12 protein-coding genes and 1 pseudogene are annotated in these 24189 nt (G+C 73.0%); 3 read left to right on the top strand and 10 right to left on the bottom strand.

Going from position 1 to position 24189, the window contains the following annotated elements; genetic code table 11:
* Positions 1 to 154: 154 nt before the first annotated feature.
* Positions 155 to 1390: a DUF1501 domain-containing protein gene (locus KGD87_RS21040; RefSeq protein ID WP_284662116.1), complete on the bottom strand. Its 1236-nt coding sequence runs from the start codon at positions 1388 to 1390 to the stop codon at positions 155 to 157.
* A 201-nt stretch (positions 1391 to 1591) separates the two neighbouring features.
* Here KGD87_RS21040 and tnpC point away from each other — a divergent pair.
* Positions 1592 to 2960, top strand: a pseudogene (gene tnpC / locus KGD87_RS21045) (IS66 family transposase).
* Between the two features lie 3 nt (positions 2961 to 2963).
* Here the strand turns inward: tnpC and KGD87_RS21050 are convergent.
* Both KGD87_RS21050 and KGD87_RS21055 read right to left on the bottom strand, forming a co-directional pair.
* Positions 2964 to 3344: a winged helix-turn-helix domain-containing protein gene (locus KGD87_RS21050; RefSeq protein WP_284662117.1), complete on the bottom strand. Its 381-nt coding sequence runs from the start codon at positions 3342 to 3344 to the stop codon at positions 2964 to 2966.
* A 760-nt stretch (positions 3345 to 4104) separates the two neighbouring features.
* Positions 4105 to 5628: a DUF1800 domain-containing protein gene (locus KGD87_RS21055; RefSeq protein ID WP_284662118.1), complete on the bottom strand. Its 1524-nt coding sequence runs from the start codon at positions 5626 to 5628 to the stop codon at positions 4105 to 4107.
* A gap of 269 nt (positions 5629 to 5897) precedes the next feature.
* Here KGD87_RS21055 and KGD87_RS21060 point away from each other — a divergent pair, with 269 nt between their 5' ends.
* The gene (locus KGD87_RS21060; RefSeq protein ID WP_284662119.1) at positions 5898 to 7760 is read left to right on the top strand and encodes a protein-arginine deiminase family protein; all 1863 of its coding nucleotides are present in this window, start codon (positions 5898 to 5900) and stop codon (positions 7758 to 7760) included.
* A 101-nt stretch (positions 7761 to 7861) separates the two neighbouring features.
* Positions 7862 to 8680 (top strand): hypothetical protein, encoded by an 819-nt coding sequence (locus KGD87_RS21065; protein WP_284662121.1) that lies wholly within the window; start codon positions 7862 to 7864, stop codon positions 8678 to 8680.
* A gap of 2 nt (positions 8681 to 8682) precedes the next feature.
* Here KGD87_RS21065 and KGD87_RS21070 read toward each other — a convergent pair whose 3' ends face one another.
* The 7 genes from KGD87_RS21070 to KGD87_RS21100 all read right to left on the bottom strand — a co-directional run bounded on the left by KGD87_RS21070 (position 8683) and on the right by KGD87_RS21100 (position 24163).
* Complete coding sequence (locus KGD87_RS21070; protein WP_284662122.1) at positions 8683 to 9384, bottom strand: response regulator transcription factor; 702 nt, start codon at positions 9382 to 9384, stop codon at positions 8683 to 8685.
* The gene (locus KGD87_RS21075) at positions 9381 to 11204 is read right to left on the bottom strand and encodes a sensor histidine kinase (RefSeq protein ID WP_284662124.1); all 1824 of its coding nucleotides are present in this window, start codon (positions 11202 to 11204) and stop codon (positions 9381 to 9383) included. The genes KGD87_RS21070 and KGD87_RS21075 overlap by 4 nt, the downstream gene beginning before the upstream one ends.
* A 9-nt stretch (positions 11205 to 11213) precedes the next feature.
* Positions 11214 to 12545: a YfbK domain-containing protein gene (locus tag KGD87_RS21080; protein WP_284662125.1), complete on the bottom strand. Its 1332-nt coding sequence runs from the start codon at positions 12543 to 12545 to the stop codon at positions 11214 to 11216.
* Between the two features lie 98 nt (positions 12546 to 12643).
* The gene (gene ddpX, locus KGD87_RS21085; RefSeq protein ID WP_284662126.1) at positions 12644 to 13300 is read right to left on the bottom strand and encodes a D-alanyl-D-alanine dipeptidase; all 657 of its coding nucleotides are present in this window, start codon (positions 13298 to 13300) and stop codon (positions 12644 to 12646) included.
* A complete protein-coding gene (gene queC, locus KGD87_RS21090) occupies positions 13297 to 13989 on the bottom strand; it encodes a 7-cyano-7-deazaguanine synthase QueC (protein ID WP_284662127.1) in 693 nt (230 codons plus the stop codon). Before queC ends, ddpX begins: the two co-directional genes overlap by 4 nt.
* Entirely contained in the window at positions 13989 to 14594 is a 606-nt protein-coding gene (locus KGD87_RS21095) for a hypothetical protein (RefSeq protein WP_163782866.1), read from the bottom strand. The genes queC and KGD87_RS21095 overlap by 1 nt, the downstream gene beginning before the upstream one ends.
* Positions 14595 to 14614: 20 nt before the next feature.
* The gene (locus tag KGD87_RS21100; protein WP_284662129.1) at positions 14615 to 24163 is read right to left on the bottom strand and encodes a flagellar hook-length control protein FliK; all 9549 of its coding nucleotides are present in this window, start codon (positions 24161 to 24163) and stop codon (positions 14615 to 14617) included.
* Positions 24164 to 24189: the final 26 nt, after the last annotated feature.

Raw genomic sequence — 24189 nt, forward strand, 5'->3', positions numbered from 1 at the left:
CAATTCACGGGTCCCCCTCGGACGGCCTTGACGTGACACATCGCCAAGGCTTCACATGATGTGAACAAGCCTACAGTCGCCATGTCCAACGCGCAACACAGCGCATCTCCTTGCAAGCGCTGTCACCCCGGCGCCGAGAAGGTGAGCGCAGCGCCTACCCGAACAGGCCCAGCCCCGGACGCGACGTGAAGCCTGGAAATACCCTCTCAAGCGCCACGCCGGGCCGGCGGGCACGCAGGACTTCCGCCAGCGGGGCGCGCACGTCCGTCCATGCTGGCACGTCGCGGCCGTCTTGCAAGCGGTCCGTCTCCAGCGGTTCGAAGCGTCCGTACACCTTGCCGCCCTTCACACCTCCGCCCAACACGAACATCGCGCTGCCCACGCCGTGGTCCGTGCCACGACTGCCATTCTCACGAACCGTGCGGCCGAACTCCGTGAGCACCACCACCGTCACCTGCTCCAGCCGAGCCCCCAGGTCCTGCGCGAAGGCCGCGAGCGCGCCTCCGAGTTCCTGGCAGCGGTTGGCGAACGCCCCCGTCGCGGCGCCCTGAGCGGCGTGCGTGTCCCAGCCTCCCAACTCCGTCGCCGCCACCTCCAGCCCTACCTCGCCGTGGATGAGCCGCGCGATGTCTCGCAGCCGCTGTCCGAGCTGCCCCTTCGGATACTCCACTGCCGCACACGAAGAGCGCTTCGCCAGCCGCGCCTCGTCCAACAGAGACATCGCCTCGAACGCGTCCTGGCCCGTCGTCCGCAGCGCCTCGTCCACGGCGCTCGCGTAAAGCGCATTGAAGCCTCGGGTGGCCTCCTCACCTCTGCGCCCGCCCCTCAGCCGGAACTCCTCCAGCCGCCCCATGGCCACCGCCCCCGCGTCTCCGAACAGGGCTCGGGGCAGTGTGGGCTGCAACGCCACGGCGCGCAGCGCGACGCCCTCCTCTTCGGCCAGCGCGCGGTTGAGCCAGCCATCTGGCGTCGATTTGCGCCCCGGCGTTCCGGATTCCACGAAGTCCTGCGCGTCGAAGTGGGAGCGGACCGGCTCCGGCAATCCCACGCCGTGCAGCACCGCCAGTTGGCCATCACGCCACAACGGCATCAACGCTTCGAGCCTGGGATGCAGGCCAAAGGGCCCTGACAACTTCAACGCGGCGTCCGGGCCATGCGCCTTCAACGCCAGCGTGGGACGCGCCCGCTGATACGCGGCATCCTCCACCGGAGGCACCAAGGAGAGCCCGTCCGCACCGCCTCGCAGGAAGACAGTCACCAGCGTGCCCCGCGTGGAGGCCTGCTGGCTGGAAGCGAGTGCCCGTCCCAGGTAGCCCGGAGCCGACGCAAGCCCCACCGCCGTCGACCCCAGGGCGCGCAGCAGATGACGACGGGTCAGCAGTGGGTTCATCGCGTCTTCACCTCCGGTGAGCCAGGCACGGGGGCCGCCATCTGGCATGGCCCCCTCATTCAACACCGGGGCGCGACAAAAGTTACGGGCGCAGCGCGCAAGAGCGGGACCTGCGCTCGGAGTAAGCGTTCAGGTGGGATGGGCGGTTGAAGAAGGAGCAGGCCAGCAGCCGACGGTAGGCTCGTCGCTCGCTAACGCGGCGTGGGGCATGGGACACGGCGTGTCGTGGCCGAGGTCGACCCCAAGGATGCGCGCATCGCGGAGCTCGAGCGTCAAGTCGAGGAACTGACTCGACTGGTGCAGGAGTTGCGGGAGCAGTTGCGGCGGAACTCGGGCAACTCGAACCGGCCACCGTCGAGCGATACTCCGGGGCAGAAGGCGGAGCGGCGCAAGCAGAGCGGGAGTGGGAAGAAGCGCGGGGGGCTGCCGGGACACAAAGGCCTGACACGCGCGCTGGTTGCCGAGGAGAAGGTGAGCGAGTTCAAGCACCTCTTCCCGTCCGCGTGTGAGAATTGCTGGGCTCCCCTCTCGCCCGAAGGCGGCACGCGGGTGCGGCGCTACCAGTCCGTGGAGTTGCCGCCGCTCAAGGCCCACGTCACGCAGTGGGTGCGCCATGGCGTGGAGTGCCCCAGGTGCAACCATGAGACGTGGGCAAGCACCGCGCCGATTCCGACGTCGCCCTTCGGCCCGCGGCTATCGGCCGTCGTTGGCCTTTTGACGGGCGTCTACCACCTGAGTCGGCGCTCGGCGGTGAGGCTTCTGGGGGATGTGCTGGGCATCGACATTTCTCTGGGGGCGGTGAGCGCCGTCGAGGCGCGCGTCAGCGAGGCGGTGAAGCCCGCGGTGGACGAGGCCTGGGCCCAGGTGTTGTCGGCGCCGGTGAAGCACACGGACGGCACCCAGTGGCTTGAGGGTGGCCAGGCGCGCGCGCTGTGGACCATCGCCTCGTCAATGGCCACCGTCTTCAAGATTCTGATGGACGGCAAGTCGCGGACGCTCGCAGCGCTCTTCGGCCTGAAGCTCGGTGTCCTCGTGAGCGACCGCGCCACCGCGCTGAATTTCTGGGCCATGGAAGCGCGGCAGGTGTGCTGGGCTCACCTCTTGAGGAAGGCCATTTCCTTCTCGGAGCGCGACGGGCCAGCCGGAGCGACTGGGCGCGAGTTGCTCGACTACATCGGCATCCTCTTCGACTACTGGGGACGACTCCGGAGCGGCGAATTGCAGCGGGACACGCTGCGCGAGCGCATGGCCCCGGTACGTGCCCAGGTGGAAGTCTTGCTTGAGCGCGCGGTGGCCGCGAGGCTGCCGCACGTCTCCGGCTCCTGTGAGGACATTCTCGAGCACCGAGCGGCGCTGTGGACTTTCGTTGACAGGGGCGGAGCGCGAGCTGCGGGCCTTCGTGCTGTGGCGCAAGCGAAGCTTTGGCACCCAGAGCACCCGAGGGAACCTCTTCGCCGAGAGGGTGATGACAGTGGCGCACACCGCCCGCAAGCAGGAAAAGAATGCGCTCGAATTCCTGACGGACTGTTGCACCGCCGCCAGGACGGGCGCGCCTCCGCCCTCGCTCTGAGCGCTACGCGGCCTTCTTTCCCATCGGGAAGTACCGCGTCGCGTTTCGCTCACCGGCGCTGCGCACACCGCCCTCCTTCTTCAGGCGCATCATCGGCCGGTGCAGTGCCCGAGACTTCTCGCCCATGCGAGCGGCCAGGACCGCCATCGTCTCGCCAGGACACGCCTGTACGGCTTCGAGCAACCGCTCCGCGAGGTCGGCGACCGCGCTCGATGGCCGCCGGACTCTCGTCCTTCGCCGCTGCGTCGCCACCTCTGGAGAGGCAGTCCGCGCTGCGAATGCGCGCTCCACCGCCGCCTTCACCAAGAGGTGCTGTGCCCCCAGGTGCTCGCGGACCAGTCTTTCAATCTTCGCTTCCAGCGTCGCAGGGGTTTTCGTGCGCATCCGCTACGGGTTGCACACCGCGACGAGGGCCTCAACACCACCCCTGAACGGTTACAAAAGACCTACCTTCTCTGGGCCTGCGCCACGGCACAGGGCCGAAGCAGCACGAGCCAACGCCGTAAGGTCATCGTGGACCGCACCGCGCCTTTGCACGGGACAACAGGCTGTTCGACCTCGTGGGCCCCATCCCGACCTCCAGCGTCTGGGGCGTTCCGGATCAGGCGTCAGTCACGCCGCGTTGTCCCGTAAAGGGCTGGCATGCCATTGCATCGCTATCCCTATGTGGGTCCAGAGGAGATACGCCTCGCGGTCGCCGCGGCACCAGCCGGAGCCCCCATCCTGGTTGCACGAGACGTCGAAGCGTGGCTCCAAGCGACACCGGATGCCCTCCTCGAGGGAGCCACCTATGTCGTCGACCTCCAAGGACGACTTCGCCTGGCCCCACGCAGGTCCGAGCACGTTGCGTGCGCGAAAGGCGAGGACGTACTGGCCGCTGGAGAGATTCGCTTCCAGCGAGACACCCACGGCGTCACGGTGGCCGAAGTCTCGAACCAGTCCACGGGGTACTGTCCGGATACGACGTGTTGGACCGCCGTCGAGCGAGCCCTCACGCAGGCGGGACTGAATGCCCCTGAAGGCTTCACGCACGAAGTCATCTTCCGGCGCTGCCCCCGGTGCGGCGAAGTCAACCTCGTGAAGGAGGGCTGGTTCGTCTGCGTGTTCTGCGAGGCCGACCTGCCCCAGGAGTGGAACGTCTCCGCTACTGCTTCTGGAACTCCGGCGAGCCGAGCAACAACCCGGCGATGAGCGGGACGTCCACGGGGCGCGTCTCTCCCACGGCGCTGGCGGCCTCGGCGCGCTTCGACAGCGCGTCGAGGATGGTCGCGCGCGTCTCCTCCGACGGTGGCGCTCCCAGCAGCGCCTGGCCCAGCGCGTCCACCCAGGCGCGCTCGGTGGGCTCGGCCGGCGTGGCCAACGTCTTCAACGCCACCTCCGTCCCCGGCATCCGCCCGGACACCAACTCCAGGCTGAAGTTGAGCCGGGCCACCAGGGAGCCGCTGTTCACCCACGGCGCGGCCCCTTCCGGGAAGCCCGTGGGCGCCGGGGCCCGGAAGAGCGGCTCGCCCATCTTCGCCAGGGACTGCACCAGCCGGGGGCGCACCGTCACCTCCGCTTCGGTGGCGCGCAGCGCGGACACCACGAACTCGAAGGGCGTCTTCACCTTCACCGCCCGCGCCTCGGGGGCCCAGAACTCCGGTGACTGGAAGAGCGCGCGGTACACGGTGGGCAGGTCCCCGTCCGAGTCGCGAAACACCTTCGCTAGCCGCTCCACCAGTGCCGGTGGCGGCGTGTCCGAGACGAAGCGCCGCGCCAGCTTGCTGGCGATGTGACGCGCGGTGGAGGGGTGCCTCGCCAGCAGGTCCAACACCTGCTCCCCGTCCGCCAGGCTCCGCCGTCCGGGGATGCGCCGCCCCAGCACCTGCTTGTCGTCCGCGTCATGCGCCCGACGCCGGAAGAAGAACTCAGGGGCCTTGCGCGGCGCGCGGATGCTCCAGCCCGTGAAGCAGCGGGCCACTTCACGCACATCCTGCTGCGTGTAGCCGCCCTCCACGCCCAACGTGTGCAACTCCAGCAGCTCGCGCGCGTAGTTCTCGTTGAGGCCGGGCCTCGGCTCGGCCGGCTCGGGCGCGTCGTCCTCATCGGACAGCGCCTCTCGCGTCAGGCGCGCGGGCATGCCGTCCCGGATGCTGCGCCAGTTGTCCAGGTAGAAGAGCATCGCCGGATGGCGGGCCGTGGCGCCCAGCAGCTCCCGGAAGTTGCCGAAGACCTTCGGGCGGATGGCATCGCGCTCGTAGGCCGTCACCATCCACCGCGCCGCGCCTTTGTCCGCGGACACGTTGAAGTGGTTGAACCAGAAGTCCACCAGCACCTCTTCGAGCTGGTTGGGACTCTCCACCGCCCGCAGCAGCTTCGCCGCGGATTGCTCCAGGCCGATGAGGGCGGGACGCCGCGGCTCACGCCCATCCTTCAATGCCTCCTCCCGCTGGCGCTTCGGCGGGTACTCCCGCACCAGGTCCGCCATGGACATCGTCAGCGTGGGCAGCGTCTGGAGCTTCGCCTCCAGACTGGGTGGCAGCGGCGCACCGGGACGGGAGAGCTGCGTCTCCATCCAGCCCTCCACGCCCAGGCGCCGCAGGTCCGCCAGGGACTGTGGCGAAGGACCGAAGGCCATCCGTCGCAGGACATGGACCGCGCGCGCCTCGTCGAAGGCGGGGCTGGCCACGACGGGCCCCGGCGCCGCCGAAGCATTGGAGTGTGGACCGCTCGCACATGAGAGCAGGACGGCCGCCAGGAATCCGACAGGCAATCGACGCATGACGAAGGAAGAACCCCGCATGACGCCAGAAGTTACGCGGTGAGCTGAAGGCACGAAGTCAAATGACACTTTCCTGGCGCAAAGGACTTCGGGGCCACGTCTTCGTCACTTGAACGCGGGCGCTCGATGGCATTCCACCGGGGCCGGGGCAGTCCGTCCGTCCCCCGGAGAGCGCCATGCCGCCGTCCCCGCCCGCCCGAGCACGACTCCTGCCGCTGTGGCTGGCCTGCCTGCTGGCCAGCGCCTGCGGCTCCCTGACGAATGACGAAGGGGACCGCCCCGGAAGCGAGGGTCCGCTCGAAGGGCCCTTCCATCCCGTGGTCGACCTGCGCGCGGATGTGAATCGCAATGGCATCGTCGAGCTCGACGACCCCTCGGAGGACGAGGGCGAGGACACCTGGACGGCGGAGCGCGGCGCCATCTTCCTGGCCAACCTGGACGACGACGAGGACGCCTGCCCCTTCTCCATGGACCCCAGCCGCATCAGCGATGACGCGCTGGCGCAGTGCCATGACGCCATGGACGAGGTGGTGAATGGCGAGTCGGACCTGGAGGACCTGGCCCGGCTGCGCACGGTGCCCTGGCCCGAGGCGCCCGCGGGCACGGTGGGCTCCGTCATCGTGTCCGGGGCCGCGCGCAAGAAGGTGCGCCTGTTCAAGCGCGTGCGAGGCACCTTCGTCTCGACCGGCTTTCCCGACATGGTGTTCCTGACGACCGCGGAGATACAGCGCGGCGTGGTGCTCGCCATCGAGGGACGCGACATCGTTCGCGACCCCGAGGCGTGGGATGGCTTCGCGGACGTGGTGCTCACCATCGGCCGGAACAACCCGCGCGACCCGGTGTTCACCGACACCGTCCGCATGCGCGTGGCGCCCGTGGTGCTCTTCCACCACATGACGCCCGCGTGGAACGTCTTCGTCTCCAAGCCCGCCGCCAGCATCGAGGCCAACCGGTTCCGGCAGGCGCTGGGTGGCGTGCTCGCGGACTCAGGAGCGCGGCGGGTCTACTCCGAGTTCGCGGTGGATGACCTGTGGCCGCAGGACTACTTCGAGCCCGCGTACATGTCGATGCCCGCCCCGGGCGGCCGCCAGCACGTCATGCACGTCAACTACCGCGCGCCGCACGTCTACAACACCGACGCGAACGCGCCGCTGCGCGCGGCCGGCCGCATCGCGTTCTGGCTTCGCGGCCCCGACAATGCCGCCATCCAGCAGTACCAGCAGGGCATGTCCATGGCCTCCCAGACGCTGAACTCCTTCGGCAACACGGAGGTCATCCCACCTTACGTGAAGGACGGTGTCGCGTATCCCCTGGGCCGCCTGCTGCGGGGCCGGGGGCCGGACACGCGGCCGGACTATCAACCCGACCCCAGCTTCACGAAGCTGCTGGAAGCGCAGGCCGTGCAGCCGCCCATCTACGTGGACACCTCGTGGCTCTTCGTGGACCACGTGGATGAGACGTTCTCCTTCCTGCCCGCGCCCACGCCTCGGGGTTGGATGGCCCTGGTGGCCGACCCGGCGCTCGCGCGGCGGATGCTCCAGGACGCGCAGGACCGGGGGCATGGGGACGCGAAGCTCTTCGCCGGCCTGTCCTGGGCGTACTCCATTCCCGCGGAGGCGAGCATTGCCCAGGTGCTCGACAACCCCGAGCTGATGGACGCCAGCGCCGTGGCGGCCCTGGAAATCGACACGCAGCTCTCCATTCTCCGCGAGGAGACGGGCCTCACAGACGCCGACATCCTCCGCGTGCCCTTCCTCTTCCAGAACGCGGGCGACGGCGTGACGGCATACCAGCCCGCCACGCTGAACCTGCTGTCGCTGACGCCCACGCAGGTCGTCGCGCCGGACCCGCACGGGCCGCTCATCGACGGGAAGGACCCGTTCAAGACGCAGTTCGAGGAGGCGCTCGGGGCCTACGGCATCCGCGTGCACTGGGTGGATGCGTGGGCGCCGTTCCACATCGCCCAAGGGAACGTCCACTGCGCCACCCAGAGCGCGCGGCAGGTGCCCGACGCGAAGTGGTGGGAGGGTGGACGATGAGACGCGCACTCCTTCGCGGCCTCAGCGCCGCCTGGATGTTGGCCTCCCTGAGCGCGGGCGGAACACAGACGCCGCACCCGGGTGAGGATTGGAGGGCCGGCTTGAAGACGAACATCGCCCGGGCCCGCCAGGAGAATCCGGCGGCGTTCATCCGATTCGACACGGCCGCCGCTCAGGTGGACGCGCTGGATGAGAAGAAGCGGGGCACCCTGGCCGCGGTGTCGCCTGGACTCCGCGCGCTGGGCCCCGAGGCGCTGTGGCCCATGGTGGAGCGGCTCGCCTTCCCTCCTCATGAGGCAGCCCGGCTCCCCTCGCGCGAGGCCGCGCGGCTGGCCTTCAAGGTAGGACTGGTGGAGGCAACGGGGGCGCTGCGAGACGTCCGCCTGGCCCCATTGTGGAAGAGCCTCCTCGAGGGTCCGGACACCCAGCCCCAGGTCCTTCGCGCAGTCACGGGAGCGCTGGCGCGGCTGGAGACCCTGGACGCGGCGAACACGCTCATCGCCTTGTCGAAACAGCAGGACGCCCGGGGCCAGGTTGCGATGGAGTCCCTGGGCCTGTGCCGGCGGCTCGTGGCGACGCGGGCGCTGGCGGACGCGCTGGACGCCCGGCCAGAGCGCGACGTCATGCGCCGGCTGGCCCAGGCCCTGGGGGATGCCGGGTCCGCGTGGGCGTGGAAGACGTCCGGCGTGAAGGCGCGCTCGGAGGAAGGCGCCATCCGTCGCGTGGCGGCCGAGGCGCTGGTGCGGGCGTACCTGGACACGGACGGTGACGTGCGGCGCGCTGTCTCCAACGCCCTGCTGCGCGTGGATGCGCCCCAGACACCCACGCTCATCGACGCGGCCCGGCTGCGTGCCCCGCCCTCCCAACAGGCGGCGCTGGACGCCCTGGCCGAGCGGCTGCGCCACAGCCCGCTGCGCTGACGTCAGGCCGCTTCGATTTCCATCCGGTACCCCACGCCGCGCACCGTCTGGATGGCGAAGCGGGACGTGCTGTTCCAGCCCAGCTTCTTCTTCAGGCTGGAGACGAAGTTGTCCACGGTGTGCGGGTCCACGACGACTTCCCGCCCCCACACCGCGTCCAGGATTTCGTCGCGGCGCAGCACGCGCTCGCGCTCGCGCAGCAGGAACGCGAGCAGGTCGAACTCCGTCCGCGTCAGCTCCACCGGGGCTCCCGCCGGCGTCTCCACCTTCCGGCGGTCCAGGTCCATTCGATAGCCCGCGAAGCGCAGGCCCTTCACCGAGGCCGCGCCGGAGCGGCGCACCAGCGCGCCCACGCGCGCCAGCAGCTCCCGGAGCCGGTAGGGCTTGCCCAGGTAGTCCTGCGCGCCCGACTCGAAGCCCCGCACCACGTCATCCTCCAGGGTGCGCGCGGTGAGCATCAGGACGGGCGTCGTCACGCCTTCTTCGCGCAGCGCGCGGCACAGCGTGTAGCCGTCACCGTCCGGTAGCATGACGTCCAGGAGGATGAGCTGGAAGTCGCGCCGGCCCAGGTGCTCGCGCGCCTCGCGCACGCAGGTGGCCTCCTCCACCGCGTAGCCTCCCTGGTTCTCCAGGTTGTCGCGCAGCGCGAGCCGCAGGTTGGCGTCGTCCTCCACCAGGAGGAGCGCCGGAACGGATGAGGTCATGTCGTCACCGGATGAGGAAAGCGAAGCTCGAAGGTGGTGCCTTCCGGGCTGGAGGCCGCCACGCGCAGGGTGCCGCCGTGCACGCGCATGATGCGGCGGCACAGGGCCAGTCCCAGGCCACTGCCGGGCGCATCGTGTCCCTGGCCGGGCAGGCGCACGAACTCCTCGAAGGCGCGCTCCCACTGCGCCTGGGGGATGCCCACGCCGTTGTCGGAGAAGCGCACGCGGCCATCCGCCAGCGCCTCGATGCGCAGGCGCACCGGGCTGCGGGTGTTGTAGGCACAGGCGTTGCGCGCCAGGTTGGAGAGCAGCAGGCGCAGGAGCTGTCCGTCCGCGCGCAGGGAGCGCTCCCCCACGTCCGCGTCCAGCTCCACGGGCACCTTGGACCAGGACTCCCAATCCCGCCGCAGCAGGCCCACCAGCTCGTCCAGGCGCACCGGCTCCAGCTTCGGCACCCAGCGCCCCTTGTCGATGCGGTTGAAGGACAGCAGGTTCTCCACGAGGAAGCCCAGGCCGTCCGCCTCCCGGACGATGCGCGCCGGGTAGTCGCGCGCGTCCGTGCCCTCCGCCAGCCGCCACTCCAGCGTCTCCGCCAGCAGCCGGATGGAGGCCAGCGGCGTGCGCAGCTCGTGCGACACGGTGGCCACGAAGTCGCTCTTCAGCTCCACGAAGCGCAGCTTGCGGTGCTGGGCCACGAAGGCCAGCGCGGCGATGCCCAGCGCCAGCACCGCGCACGCGGCCACCATGCCTGTCTTCAGCCGGTAGCGCCGCGCCAGCGCGCCCTGGGCCCGCGCCCACTCCGGCGTGTCCACCGACAACGGCAGGGCGGCCAGCGGCAGCACCTCCGCGTCCGCGAGCAGCCGCACCTGTCCGTCCGCCTCCAGCAACCCGCGCTCGCGCATCTCCCGCGTCAGCGACTGGAGCAGCGCGCCCGAGTCCACCGCCACGCCCCGCACGTGATTTCCGCCGCGCGGCTCCAGGTACCACCCCGCTCGCACCAGCGCGGGGCCCGGAAGCGCCCTGGGCAACGGCAGCGGTTCGGACGCGAGCTCGGCGGCGCGGGCCTCGAAGTCCGCCACCGGCACGCCCGCCTTCGTGGAGAGCGCCACGATGCGCTCGCGCAGGAAGTCGAAGTCCTCCTTCGTGAAGCGCGCGCGGCGCAGCAGGAGCAGCCGCTGCAATCCATCCAGGCGCCCGCTGCGGCCGTCCGCCAGTCCGTCACGCACCAGCGCGTGCATCAACTGGGGCACGGGGTCTCCCCGCTCCGCCAGCGACTCCAGCACCACCAGCAAGCCCGGCACGTCGCGCGTGGAGGCCAGCACGTACTGCGAGCGGTGCTGGAGCAGCGCCATCAACGCCACGGTGGACGCACGGCGGTCGCCGCGCGCCAGCGCCCGGTCCACCTCGCGAATCAGCGCGAGCCGCTCCGCCCAGGGGTCCTCCGCCTCGTCCGCCCGCTCCGTACCCGCGCGCAGGCCCGCGTAGCGCCCCTTCGCGGGTGTGTCTTCGCCGGTGTCGTGGAGGGCCAGCCGGGGCAGCAACTGCGCGCCTCGCTCGCGCAGGTAGAGGCCGGTTGCCGGGGCGAGCGGATCCAACGCGGCGGCCTCCAGCGCGGGGCGCGCCGCTTCCAGCCTGTCTCGCAGGGACTGCGCCAGGGAGGCACGCGCGTACTGCTCCAGGGCCTCCCGGCGGGAGTCGAGCGAGGCCTGCGCGTCATCCCGCTCGGTGGCGAAGATGCGCTGGAGCGAGCCCAGGCCCCAGGCCAGCCCGGCGAAGCCCAGCAGGAGCGCGATGAGGGTGGGCAGCAACCGGCGGAGCATCGGAGCGGCTCAGTTTCCCAGGGAGGGCACGTCGTCGAAGTCCGAGCTTCCACCGGGCATGAGGCGCTCGAAGCGCGCCTTGCGCGTGTCCAGCGACCGGGCCTTGCGGATGAGCGCCCCCAGCTGCGCCACGTCCTCGCGGGCTCGCAGCGGCTCGCCGAGTCCTTCCCACAGCGACAGCAGCCGGGGCCAGTCCAGGGCGCGCGTCCAGAAGGAGCCTCGCAGCTTCTCCGCGAACGCGGAGGCCACGTAGGCCAGGCGCGTGGACGCCGCGGCCCGGGCGTAGTCGGAGCGCAACGTGCTGGAGGGCATCATCATCTGCACCCGGCGCCAGTTGCTCGAGTCGCCCTGCTCGTAACGAACCCGGAGCATCCCGAAGGCGATAGCGGGCCCGTGCAGCTTCACTTCGTGGATGACGGTGACGGCCTGGCCGGCGGCCAGAGGGAAGAGCTCCGTCTCATCGCCTGGGTCGCGCGGCTCCGGGTTCGGAGACAGGTACTCGTAGCCCAGCAGGCGGTAGCGGGCGACGGCCTGCCGGTTGAACTCCACCTGGACGCCGACCTCGCGGACCGGCTCGCGGGCCTTCACGGTGATTCGCACCACGTGGTAGCCCTTGCGGCCCGGCGAAGGAAAGCCTTCGACGTAGAGCAGGAAGGGGCCGTATGGCTCGCCTTCGTCCCCCGGGTTGAAGCTGTTGATGAAGGCCTCCGTCCGCACCGCGCCTTCCGCGGGGAAGACGTCACGAGACAGGTAGTCACGCGCCACCGCGTAGGCGCTGGTGTCCACGGCCACGGGGAACTCCGAGACGCGCGACTCCTCCGTGTCGATGGTGGGGTTCACCCCGAAGCCCCGCGTCTCGACGCCGGAGCCCGGCTTGCCTGGCGATGCGCGATAGACGCTCTGCCACGCCCCGTCCGGCACGAGCACCGGCAGGTGTTGCAACGTCCAACCGGGTGCGCGCTCCCGGTCATCGTCCGGCGGCGCGGGAGCCAGCACGGAGGGGCGCGTCGGCATCGCCGCCAGGAGCGCCACGTCCACGCGGGACTCCTGCCCGGCCTTCACCGCGAGGTCCGTCCGGCTGAGCCCCTGGAAGGACTCCTTCTCGAAGCGGAGTGAGTAGACGCCCTCCGCCAGTTGGGGAAAGCGGAAGCCGCCCTGCGCGTCCGTCACCGTGGAGCGGGGCTCCGTCAGCGCGGGTGAGGTCGCGGTGACGCGCACCTCCGGAATGGGGCTTTTGTCGCTGGCACGCACGACGGTGCCGGAGAGCCCTCCGGCCGCTAGCGCTGGCGCGGACAGCAGCAGGAGGACGACACAGAGGGCCTTGCGGAGGGTGGGCTTCATCGTGGGTGCCATCCCGGGCCACGCACGCCGTGATGACCCTGGGGAGGTGCCTGCAGCGTGCCGCAGGCGGACCCTCCGTTCATCATGGTTTCATCATGTCACGGCGAGGAGAAGGGCACGTCCAGCACGGGGCGCTTCTTCGCGTCGGGCAAGTCGTAGTGCCACCACTCCATGCGGTTGCGCTTGAAGCCCACGCCTTCCATGGCCTCGCGCAGGACTTCGCGGTGCCTGCGCGACGCCTCGGTGCCGCCCTCGTACCCATGGTGCGCGGCGCGGCTGAAGGTGTCGAAGGGGGTGGGCATCTCCACCTCCTGGCCCTCCAGCGTCGTCAGCGTGAGGTCCACCGCCCCGCCCCGGTTGTGGTTGGAGCCGGTGCGCGGGTTGGCGACGTAGCCGGGCACCGGCATGATTTCCCACATCTGGTACTGCACCGCGCGCGGCCGGTAGCAGTCGTACACCTTCAGCCGGTAGCCCTGGGCACGCAGCACGTCCGCGGCCTTCTTCAGGCGCTCGGCCGACTCGGGCAGCAGCAGGCAGCGCGCCGTGTCCGGGTACACCTTCCGCTTCATGAAGTTGTCCGCCGTCGCGTAGCGCAGGTCCACGACCAGGTCCGGCACCACCGTGGTGGCGTCCACCAGGGAGGCCGCGGCCTTCGGCGTCGCCGTGGCCTTCGGCGCTCCCGCATCGTTGGCCAGCGTGGGCCCGGACGACAGGCCCAGCGCCACCACCACGCCCCAGCCCAGGCGCGGCGTCACGCGGACTCCGTGTAGCGCGTGGGGTCCGGCACGCCGGCTTCCTCGAAGCCCTTCTTGCGCAGCACGCAGCTGTCACAGCGCCCGCAGGCGCGGCCCTGGGTGTCCGGGTCGTAGCAGGAGTGCGTCAGGCCGTAGTCCACGCCCAGCTTCACGCCTTCGCGGATGATGTCCGCCTTCGTCAGGCCGGACAGCGGCGCGTGCACGGTGAAGCGCGCCCCCTCCACGCCCGCCTTGGTGGCCAGGTTGGCCATCGTCTCGAAGGAACGGATGAACTCCGGGCGGCAGTCCGGATAGCCGCTGTAGTCCACCGCGTTGACGCCGATGTAGAGGTCCGTGCTGCCCACCACCTCCGCCAGCCCCAGCGCCAGCGAGAGGAACAGCGCGTTGCGCGCCGGCACGTACGTCACGGGGATGCCGTGGCTCAGCTCATCGGCGGGCCGGTCCTTGGGCACCTCGATGTCCGCCGTCAGCGCGGAGCCGCCCACCTGCCGCAGGTCGATGGACACCACCCGGAAGTCCGTCACGCCCATGGCGGCGGCGACCTTCTTCGCCTGCTCCAGCTCCACCGCGTGCCGCTGTCCGTAGGCCACCGCCAGGCAGACGGGCTCGAAGCCCTTCGCTTTCGCCATGGCCAGGCACGTCGTCGAATCCAGCCCGCCCGAAATCAACACCACCGCACGCTTCACCATCAATCCCTCCGCGCTCCCTGCACGGTGTACACCGTGGTGCAGGTGGACGGCTGGCAATTGCAGTTGCGGGTCCCCGGCAAGAAGATGTCCGTGAGGGAGCCGCACGCCAGCGACACGTCGTAGCCATTCTCCGTGGGGCCCGGCACCGAGCCGTCGGGGATGCCGCCGTCGAACTGGCGGCAGTCACGGCTGAGGCTGCGCGCCTGGCTGTCGCTGAAGAGCGTCACCCGCAGCGTCTCCTCGATGGAGGAGTCCTCGCAGCCCGTGCCACAGGACGCGCGGGGCGCGACGGCCTTCAGCGTGGACGTGGCCACCTGCCCTTCATAGCCCGCGTCACGCGAGTAGCCCTGCACGGTGAAGTAGCCCGTGCCCGCGTCCGTGTCGCGCGAGAAGGTGCCCTCGAAGAGGAACACGCCGGCGTCGTTGGTTTGCGCGAAGTCCGGCACCGAGGCGTCGCACGTCGTGCGCGCGGCGTCCAGCCGGGCCTCGAATTGGAACGAACCGAGCACCTGGTCACCCGGGTACACAGGTTCGGAATAGCAGGCCATCGCCACGGCGACGGCCGTGACGGGCAGGGCGGCGAGAGCAAGACGCTTCACGTGCATGGCGACGCCACGCTACACGGCTAGGCGACGTCCAGCACGCAAAGGGCCAGCGCCCGGAAGGTGTCGCCGCGAGCCAGCACGGCGCCTACATCCACCTGCGCCGGGTCCCCTCCGCGCACCTCCGGGTCGAGCCGCGCCAGGACGCGCCCCGCCGCCAGCGAGGCCGGCACGGAGAGGAAGGCCGTCACCGCCGCCGCTTCCATGCCCGGCACCGGGCCAGGACGGGTCAGCTTGACGCCGTCCTCCCCCAGCGCCAGCGCCAGCGCGCACAGGTAGCTCAGCTCGGAGGCGCCGAAGCAGGACAGCGCGCCCGCACCCAGCACCAGCACGTCGCCGCTGACCAGGTACGCCTCCACCCCGCCCACCGGGTCCACCATGAGCTGCAACGCGTCCGCGCCCAGCGAGGCCAGGACGGGACGAAGCGCCGCGGCGAGCCGAGGCAGGCGCTCGGCCGTCACCGGCACCGCGCCGGCGGGCACCGGATGCTCGAAGCCCGACGGCACTGGCAGCGTGGACACCAGGGCTTGAGGCGCCGCCGCGTCGCTGGAGGACAGGGCCGCGCCCACGCCGTCCGCGCGCTGCGAGTCCTCCGTCCGGCCCAGGGCCCGCAGGGCCTCCGCGTAGAGCGTCCAGCCATCCACGTCCAGCGGGCGCTCCCGGAGCAGGTGCGGCCAGATGCGGACGGCCAGGGACACCCCCTCGGGCACCGAGGAGAGGTGCTCGGCGGCCATGCGGGTGACTTCGGGGGACAGCTCGCCGGCGTCGAAGAGGCGCGCGGCGAGCCGGGCACCCGGCGCTACCAACTGCGCGTCCAGGTAGCCGCGGAGGATGGCCTCCAGCACCGCGGGCTCGTCGGTGAGCCGCTCGCGCAGGCGCAGGGCCTCGCCGGTGAGGCCGCGCTCCTCCGCCAGCCTCGCGCGGCGGGCCAGCCGTTCATCCGTCTCCGGCAGCCGCTCGAGCTGCGCGGCCGCGTCCGCCACCATGCCCAGGGCCTCGTAGGCGTCCGCCAGCCGCTCGCGGTAGATGTTCCCGGACTCCGCGCCCGCCGCCTGCTCCAGCCGCTCCACCAGCGACACGAAGACCGCGGGCTCCTCGCCCAGGTCCACCAGCGACAGCAGGTGCCGCAAGGAATGGAGCTGCGCGGGGTCGTCCTTCAGGGCCTGCTCGAAGGCCTCGCGCGCCTCGAGCAGCTGCTCCAGCGGGCTGAGGAGCAGCTCACCCCGCTCCAGGTGCAGGACGGCGCGAGCCACCGCCTCCGGCTCTTCGTCGGCCAGCTGCGACAGCGTGCGCACGCAGGACTCGTAGCGGCCCAGCTCCAGCTCCAGCGCGCAACGCTCGCGCAAGAGCGTCTTGCGCCGCGAGGGCCAGCCGTCCGCCGCCATGGCCAGCGCTTCCACCCGCGCCGTGCCCGGCTGCGCATGTACCTGCGCCAGCACCGCCTCCGCCAAGGCCTCCGGGAGCTTCTCCAGGGTGGGCAGCAACAGCGTCAGCCGGGCCGCGAAGCCCGGCTCGGGCGCCAGCTCTTCCAGCGCGCGCAGCCGAGGCAGCACCGGGGCCGCGGCCGAGCGGAGCACCTCGTCGCGCAGCGCCACCGCGAACACGGCGTCACGCGCGGCGGACAGGCCCGCCAGCTCCAGCAACCCCTCCGCGTCGCCTTCCGCGCGCAGGCCATCCGCCAGGGCCGAAGCATGCGCGGGGTCCGCGTCCGCCAGCGCGGCCAGGGCCCACAGCGCCTCACGCGTGCGGGCCGGGTCGCCCGCCTGCGCGGCCATGGCCAGCGCGTCGGTCAGGTCGCCCGAGGCCATGGCGGGCGCGAAGCCCACTTCCAGCGCGCGGGCGAAGGCGCCCAGCCGGCCGAAGCGCTCGGCCAGCTCCGAGGGCGCGAGCATGTCCGGGGCCTCGGTGGCGATGCGCTCGAACACCTCCAGCGCCTCGCCGTGCGCGCCCGCCTTCTCCCAGAGGCCCGCGGCCTCCAGCAGCAGCGGCGGACGCTCCTCCGGCGCCGCCAGCCGCGCGGCCTGCAGCAGCGCCCGCGCCGCGCGAGGAGCCTCGCCCGACGCGCGGTACAGGTGGGCCACCCGCAGGGCCGCGTCGACGTCCGGCTCCACCGAGGCGGCGGCCTTGGCCGCCTTCAGGGCCTCCGGCAGCTGGCCGGCGGACTCGAAGCCTCGCGCGGCCGCCATGAGCAGCACCTGCCGCTCGCGGCCGGAGGCCAGCTCCGCGCGCGCCACCTGCACCTCGGCGCGGCGCGCGGGGGCGTCCTTCAGCAGCGGCTCCAGGGCCTCCAGCGCGTCCGCGTAGCCCGCGCCCGAGGCGCCACGCGCGGCCACTTCCTCCAGCGCCTCCCGTGCCACGGCCTCGCGGCCCGCGTCACGCGCGAGCGCGGCCAGCTCCAGCCGCAGCACCGCGGCCTCGTCGGCGTCCTCGACGCGCGGCACCAGCCGCTCCAGCGCCTCCAGCAGCCGCGTGGACTCGCTCCGCTGACGCAGGCCCGTCACCAGGGCCTGGAGGGCGGTGAGGTCCTCCGGCGCGGCCTCCGCGGCGCGCTGGGTCAGCGTCCAGGCCGCGTCTTCATCCGCCAGCGAGTTGGAGGCCAACGACGCGGCGGCCAACAGCAGCTCCGCGGCGCGGCGGCCACCCGCCGCCTCCGCGCCAGAGGCGTACACGTCCAGCAGGTCGCCATGACGCCCCAGGGCGTGCAGGCCCGCCACGGCCCGGTCGATGACGGACGCATCCGCGGGCCGCAGGCGCGCCAGCGGCAGCAGCGCGTCGATGGCGTCCTTCGGGTCGTCGAAGAGGTCCGCGGCGCGGCGGTAGAGCACCTCGGCGGTGGCGGCGTCCTCCGCGTTGCGTGCCAGTTGGAGCGACGCCCGGTAGAGGCCCGGCGCGTTGCCCGTGCGCGAGTGAACCTCGGCCAGAAGCGACAGCGCCTCACGGCCGCGCTCGCCTTCCGGCTCCAGCGCCACCACGGACTCGAAGGCATCCGCCGCGTCGTGGAACGCGCCCGCGCCGAGCGAGGCATGGCCCAGCCGCAGCCAGGTCCGCGTGCGCACCGGCACCGGCAGCGCGTCCCCGCCCACGTCCAGCAGGCGGCGGTCGTAGGGGCGCGCGGCGACGGGACCTCCGCCCTTCGCGGCCAGCTCGGCGCGCGCGGACAGGGCGTCCACGTCGTCTCCCGCCAGGGAGAGATATTCGTCGAAGGCCTCCGCGGCCAGCAGCGCCTCGCCCGCGTCCAGCAGTCGAGCGGCGCGCTCGCGCAGCAGCGGCAGGGCCTCCGCCGTGGACAGGGCCGCGGCGCGCTGGGACAGCAGGTCCGCCAGCCGGCGCACGTCCCCGGACGCGCGCTCGCGCACGCGCTCGAAGGCCTCCGCGCTCGCGGGGCTCAGCTCGAAGGCCTGGTCCTCGCACAGCAGCGCCCGCTCGCGGGCACCGGCGGCGCGGAAGGCCCGGGCGGCGGACAGGTAGCTCTCCGCTGCGCCCGCGGCCTCCTGGCGCTGCGCCCTGCGCAGCATCAGCTCCGCGAGCGCCTGGTGGTCCTCGTCCGCCTCCAGGAAGGCGAGGTGCCGGGCGAAGACGGGCTCGCGGAACGGGTCCGCCTCCAGCAGCACCGCGTCGAACTCCGCGGCGTCCGCGTGGCGCTTCACCTCGTGCAGCAGCTCCGCCGCCTGCGCGGTGAGCTCCAGGTCATCCGGGCGCGCGCCACGCGCCGCGATGAAGGCCGCGGCGGCGGACTCCGGGCGCCCTGCCCGGTCGCGGTACAGCACGGCGGCGCGCAGGAACAGGTCCGCGCGACGGGCCGCGTCGGGCTCGCCTTCCGCGCACTCCTCGTACCAGGCCGCCAGCTCCGCCAGCCGGCCGTCGCTCTCCAGGAGCTTCTCCAGCAGGCCCTCGGCCTCTGTCAGCGCCCGGTCCTTGCGCAGCGCCGAGCGCAGCAGCTCCTCGGCCTTCGCCACGTCCGACAGCACGTCCAGGTTCAGCCGCGCCAGCCGCAGCAACATGGCTGCGGCCTCGCCCGCGTCATCCAGCAGCGGCAGCGCGCGCTCCAGCCAACGCGCCTCGGCCTCCGCGTCATCGCGACGCTCTGCCAGCGCCGCGCCCAGCTTCGCGGTGCCCAGATCCACGGCCAGGGCGAAGGCGCGCTCCAGCGCGACCTCGGCGCCGGCAGGGTCCAGCTTCACGTCGCGCAGCAGCCTCGCCCGGTAGCGCTCACACGCGGCGGCCTCGGACTGCTGCCCCCGCGCCTCCAGCAGGTCGCGCGCATCCGCCAGCGCCCGCAGCGCGTCGTCCGCGCGGCCCAGGTCGACCGCGAGCCGGGCCTCTTCCTGATAGGCCTCGAGCGCCGCGTCCGCGTCCCCCGTCTCCAGGCTGAGAGTGGCTACCTCGCGCAGCTCGGCGAGCAGCTCCAAGGTGCGGCCGGTCTCCCGGTGCAGCGCCGCCAGCCGGCGACGCAGCGGCAGCGGCTCCGTGGCCAGCGACGCGGCGCGCGCCAGCAGTGAGGCCGCCACTCCCGCGTCCGCGAGCACCTCGCGGGCCCGCGCCGACAGCTCGACGAGCCGCTGCACGGTGTCCTCGGACGGCGCCAGGGCGTGCGCGTGGGTGACGCGCACCTCGAAGGCGCCGCGCGGGTCGTCCTTCTCCAGCAGCGCGGCCAGGCGCGATACGGCGGCCTCGCACAGGGGCCGCTCCGCGAGCAGCTTCCGGTACGCGTCCACCGCGCGCTTCGTCTCTCCAGTCTGCTCGGCCAGCTCCGCCAGTCGCAGCCACGTGGACTCCGCGGCCTCGGGCGCGCTCCGGAAGTCCGCGGCGGCGGCGAGCGCGTCCTGCAGCGGCAGCGCCTCGACGACCGCGCCGCGAAGGTAGAGCAGCTCCGCCAGCGACGCCAGCTCCGCCCCCTGCGCGGGGACCAGCGAGTGGGCCTTGCGCGCCAGCTTCAGCGCCTTGTCCAGGTCGTGCGCGCCGTGCGCGTAACCCGCGCCCTCGCGCAGCAGCAGCGCGGCGTCCTGCGCGGTGGCGCTCTCCGCCGCGGTCTCCAGCAGCGCCGCGGCCTCGCGCAGCTCGCCACGCTCCGCCACCAGCGAGACGAGGCGACGGCGGACGGCGGCGTCGGACGGAGACAGGCGCAGCGCCTGCCGCAGCGCGGCCTCGGCGGGCACCGGCTGCGACAGCCGGTCCAGGTAGAGGCTGGCCAGCTCGGCGTACATCGCGGCCGCCTCGGCGGGCGCCACGTGCGGTGCCTCGGTGGAGAGCAGCTCGGCCAGCGCGGCCCAGTCCTCCCGGGTCCGCAGCACGCGCTGGAGCGCGGCGGTGGCCCGCGCGTGCCGGGGTGCCAGCGCGAGCGCCGCCTCCAGGCTCCGCCCCGCGTCCTCCATCCGGCCGCCGGACTCCAGCAGCGCGGCGCGCGCCAGCAGCGCCTCCACGCGGCGAGGCACGGGGCCCTGGAGGGCCGCATCGGCGAGCGCGGCGGCCTCCTCCTCCAGCTTGCCCTCCCGGCGCGCCAGCTCGGCGAGGGAGAAGAAGGCGTCACACCGCTCCGCCGCGGACAGCTCCAGCCCGATGGCCGCGCCCAGGGCCTCGCGCGCGAGGACGCGCTCGTCCTTCTCCACCAGCGTGGCGGACAGGGCCAGCAGGCGCTCGCGAGCGCGGGTGGCGAGGTTGGCGTCGACGGACACCGCGCGGCGCCACACGTCCAGCTCCGCGGCCTCGTCGCCCGACTCGCGCGCCAGCTCCGTCAGCGCGAGCAGCAACGCCGCGGGACGACGAGCGCCCTTCGCGGCCTCCGAGAAGTCATCACGCGCGGCGGACACCCGGCCCGCGGCGCGGTGAAGCACGGCGCGACGGGCCAGCAGCTCCGCGCGCGCCTCGCCCGAGGCGGCGGCCACGAGCGTGCTCAGCAGCTCCAGCCGCTCCGTCTCCTCCTCCGGCGTGCCGGTGCCGGGCGGCGGCAGCAGGTCCAGCAGCGCTTGCGCCGCCCAGGTGTCGTGCGGCTCCTCCAGGCGCAGGCTGCGCAGCGCGTCCACCGCGGTGGTGGCGCGCCCCAGGCCCAGCGACAGCTCCGCCAGCTCGCGGCGGGCGGCGCGGCGGGGCTCGCCGGACAGGCGCGGCCACAGCTCCACCAGCAGGTCCGCCAGGGCCTCGCGCGCGCCCGCCTTGCGGTGCAGCGACGCCAGCTCCACCCGGGCGTCCAAATCTTCCGGCGCGCGCGCGCTGTACTCGGCCAGCAGGCGGCGGGCGGCATCCGTGCGGCTCGCGCGCACTGCGGCGGTGGCGGCCTTGCGCGTCAGGGCCACGCGCTCGCTCTCGCGCGGCGCATCGCTGTCCGCGGGCGGCAAGGCCAGCACCGCCTCGAAGTCCTCCAACGCGGCGCGGGCATCCGTGGGCAGGCGCAGCTCGCCCCGCCGCTGCCGCGCGGGCGCGTAGCTCGCGTCGCGCTCCAGTGCGTCGGCGAGGAAGGCCTCCTCGCGGCTGGTCCCCGCGGCGAGCAGCGAGGCGCGGAACAGCAGCTTCGCGCCGGCCCGGGCCTCGGGCATCAGCGCGGCGCGGCGCGCGTACAGGCGCGCGGCCTCCAGCTTCTCGCCGCGCTCCAGCTCCAGCTCGGCCAGCGACTCCAGCACCTCGGCGGCCAGCGGACCCTCGGGGCTCGCCTCCAGCGCGGCCGTCAGGCGCATCAGCGCGGCGGCGTTCTCTCCTCGCTCCAGCAGCGCGCGGGCGCTCTGGAGGAACAGCGGCGCGGCCTCCTCGGCGCGGTCGGCGCCCATCAGCGCCTGGGCGCGGTTGGCCCACAGCTCGGCCAGCGCCTGCGACTCCCCCGCCTCCGTGTAGAGCGCTTCCAGGCGCGCGGCCAGGGCGTCATCCAGCCGGCGCAGCGGGAAGGCCTGCGCGTAGGCGGCGATGGCGCCTTCACGGTCGCCCAGCATCTCGCACGCGCGGCCCAACCGGGAGCGCACGTCCGCCAGCTTCTCCGGCGCCGCCGTGCGCGGCAGCGTGGACAGCAACGTCTCCAGCGCGCGCCGGGCATGCTCGGGGCGCTCGCAGCGCAGCGACAGGTCCGCCAGGTCCAGCAGCACCGCGGCGTCCGGCGCCAGCCGCGCGGCCTTCTCCAGCGCCACCAGCGCGTCACCCACGCGGCCCAGCCGGGCCTCCAGCACGCCGGCCAGCTCTCGCAGCGCCGCCGCCGCCAGGCGCTTGTCGCCCTGCGCCTCGGCCACCCGCGCGCGCACCTCCAGCGCGTCGGCCAGCCCGGCCATGTCGGCGCGCTTGCGCTGCAAGGCGCACAGCTCCCCCAGCGCGGGCAGGTCATCCGGCTCGGCGCGCAGCACTTCCTGGAGCGCGTGGACGGCCAGGTCCAAATCGAAGGCCAGGTCGCGCGCGGCCACCGCGAGCCGGCGGTACTTCTGCGCGCGCTCCTTCAGGTCCGTGGCGAGCCGCGCCAACGAAGACAGGCACCGCGTCAGCAGCGCGCCGTCACGCCGGGCCTCGGCCAGCGCCAGCAGCGACTCCAGCGCGGGCCGGTGGTCGCCATCCGCCTCCAGCGCCAGCAAAAGCAGCCGCTCCGCCTTCTCCGGCTGTTGCAGCTTGCCCCGGTACAGCTCGCCCGCCTCGGCCCAGGCCGCCGCGCGCTTGCCGGGCGCGTCGTGGAGCGCCGCGGCCTTCTCCAGCGCCTCCGCCAGCTCCTGCGAGCGGCCCGTGGCGCGGAAGTACGGAATCAGCTCCTCCAGCGCCACCGCGTCGCGCGGGTCCAACGCCAGCGCGGACTCCAGGTGCTCCCGCGCGCGCGCCGGGTCCCCCAGCCGCGTGCGGTACAGCCGCGCCAGGGCGTGGTGGCTGGCGTGCGCGGCGTGCCGCACCTCGTCCGAGCGCGGCGCCGGCCCTGCCAGCTCCAGCGCCTGCTGGTAGCCCGCCAGCGCCTCCTGCAGCCGGCCCAGCCCCTCCGCCACGCGGGCGGCGGCGAACAGCGGCTCCGGCTCACCGGGCAGCAGCGACACCGCCTCACGGAAGCGCAGCAGCGCGTTCTCCGGCTGCTTCAGGCCTTCGTCCCACACGCGGCCAGCCATCAGGTCGGCGTGGCCCACCCGGTCCAGCTCGTGGCGGCCCATGGCCACCTCGCGCAGGCGGTCCAGGGCCTTCAGCGCGCGCAGGTGCTCACCGCCGCGGTGGCACAGCTCGCCCAGCAGCAGCAGCGCGTCCGGGTGGTCCGGCGCCAGCCGCAGCGCGGCCTCGCAGTGCAGGCGCGCGCCGGCGATGTCGTCCTCCGTCTGCGCGCACAGCCGGGCCAGGTGCACGTGCGCATCGGCGGCCTCGGCCGGGTCGCGAGCGAGCGCCGCCAACCGGCGATAGGCCCGCACCGCGCCGGCCCTGTCGCGGGCCTGGTCCGACGCACGCGCCAGCGCCTTGAGGGACGGCAGGTGGTCGGGCTTGAGCCCCAGCAATTCGTGCAGCGCCTTCACCGCCACCTGCGGCGCGGTGTCGCGCGAGCAGCGAGCGGCTGCCTCGGCGGCGAAGAAGGCCGCGGCCTCCTCCGAGGTCCGGCGCGCGAGCGCGCACAGCGCCAGGTAGCGCTCGGCGGCGCGGGCACCCTCGCCCCGGCGCTCGCGCACCACGGCCTCGCCCCAGAGCGAGGCGGGGCTGCGGTCCCTGCGGCGTTGCAGCGTCGCCGCCACGTCCAGCGCCAGGTCATGCGCCTGCGGGTCCGCCACCATCAGCGACAGCAGCCGCTCGGCGGCGAAGGGGTGCGCGTCCTGCGCGTCCCCCGCCTGGAGATACGCCTGACGCGCGTCGGCCAGCCGGCCCTGCGCGATGAGCCCTTCGGCGTCCGCGAAGGCGCGCGCGCCCTCCAGCGCGAGCAGCAACTCCTCGTCTGGAGGCGACGGCGGCGGCAGGCCCCCCGCGGAGAAGCGCAGGCGCAGGCCCGTGCTGGAGACCTCCGCGGCCGACAGGCGCGCGGTGTCCAGCGTCGGCATCTTGTAGCCACGGCTCACCGCCGCCAGTTGGCACAGCACGGGCAACACGCGCGTGGAGAACCCCGTGGCCCCGCGGACCTCGACCTCCGGTACCAACGCCAGCGCGCCCACCGCCGAGGACAAGAGCCCCGGCACCTGCACGGACGGCGTGGAGGAGAAGCCGTAGAGGCGCACGTCGTAGAGGTAGACGGCGAGCCGCTCCCCGTCCGCGTCGAACGCCACCTTGAAGGTGAAGGGCGTGTGCTCCGGCGCCGGCAGCCGGCCCTGGCCTTCGAGGTAGCCGGGCCGGAAGTGCAGGCGCAGGTCCTCGATGCCGGCCAGGCGCCCGGCCAGCTCCGCCACCCGGCGCGTCACCAGGTCCGCGTCGACGGACAGCTCGAGGAAGCCGAAGTGCAGCTTCTTGCGCTGGTAGCGCGTGGCGCCGGCGCTGACGTTGAAGGGGAAGCTGACGTCCGGAATCTGGAGCGCGAAGTCGGAGATGCGCAGCCCCGGCAGGACCTCCAGCGCCGGGAAGCCCACGAACGCCCTGCGGTCCAGCAGGCGCAGCTCGGGGGCGGCGGCGCGCGCATCCAGCGCCGTGGCGGGCTTGGGAGAATCGCTTTCGGTGGCCATCGCGGGAGCAGGGACGTTAGCACGGG

Source organism: Myxococcus sp. SDU36 (assembly GCF_030168875.1).
Lineage (GTDB): Bacteria > Myxococcota > Myxococcia > Myxococcales > Myxococcaceae > Myxococcus > Myxococcus vastator.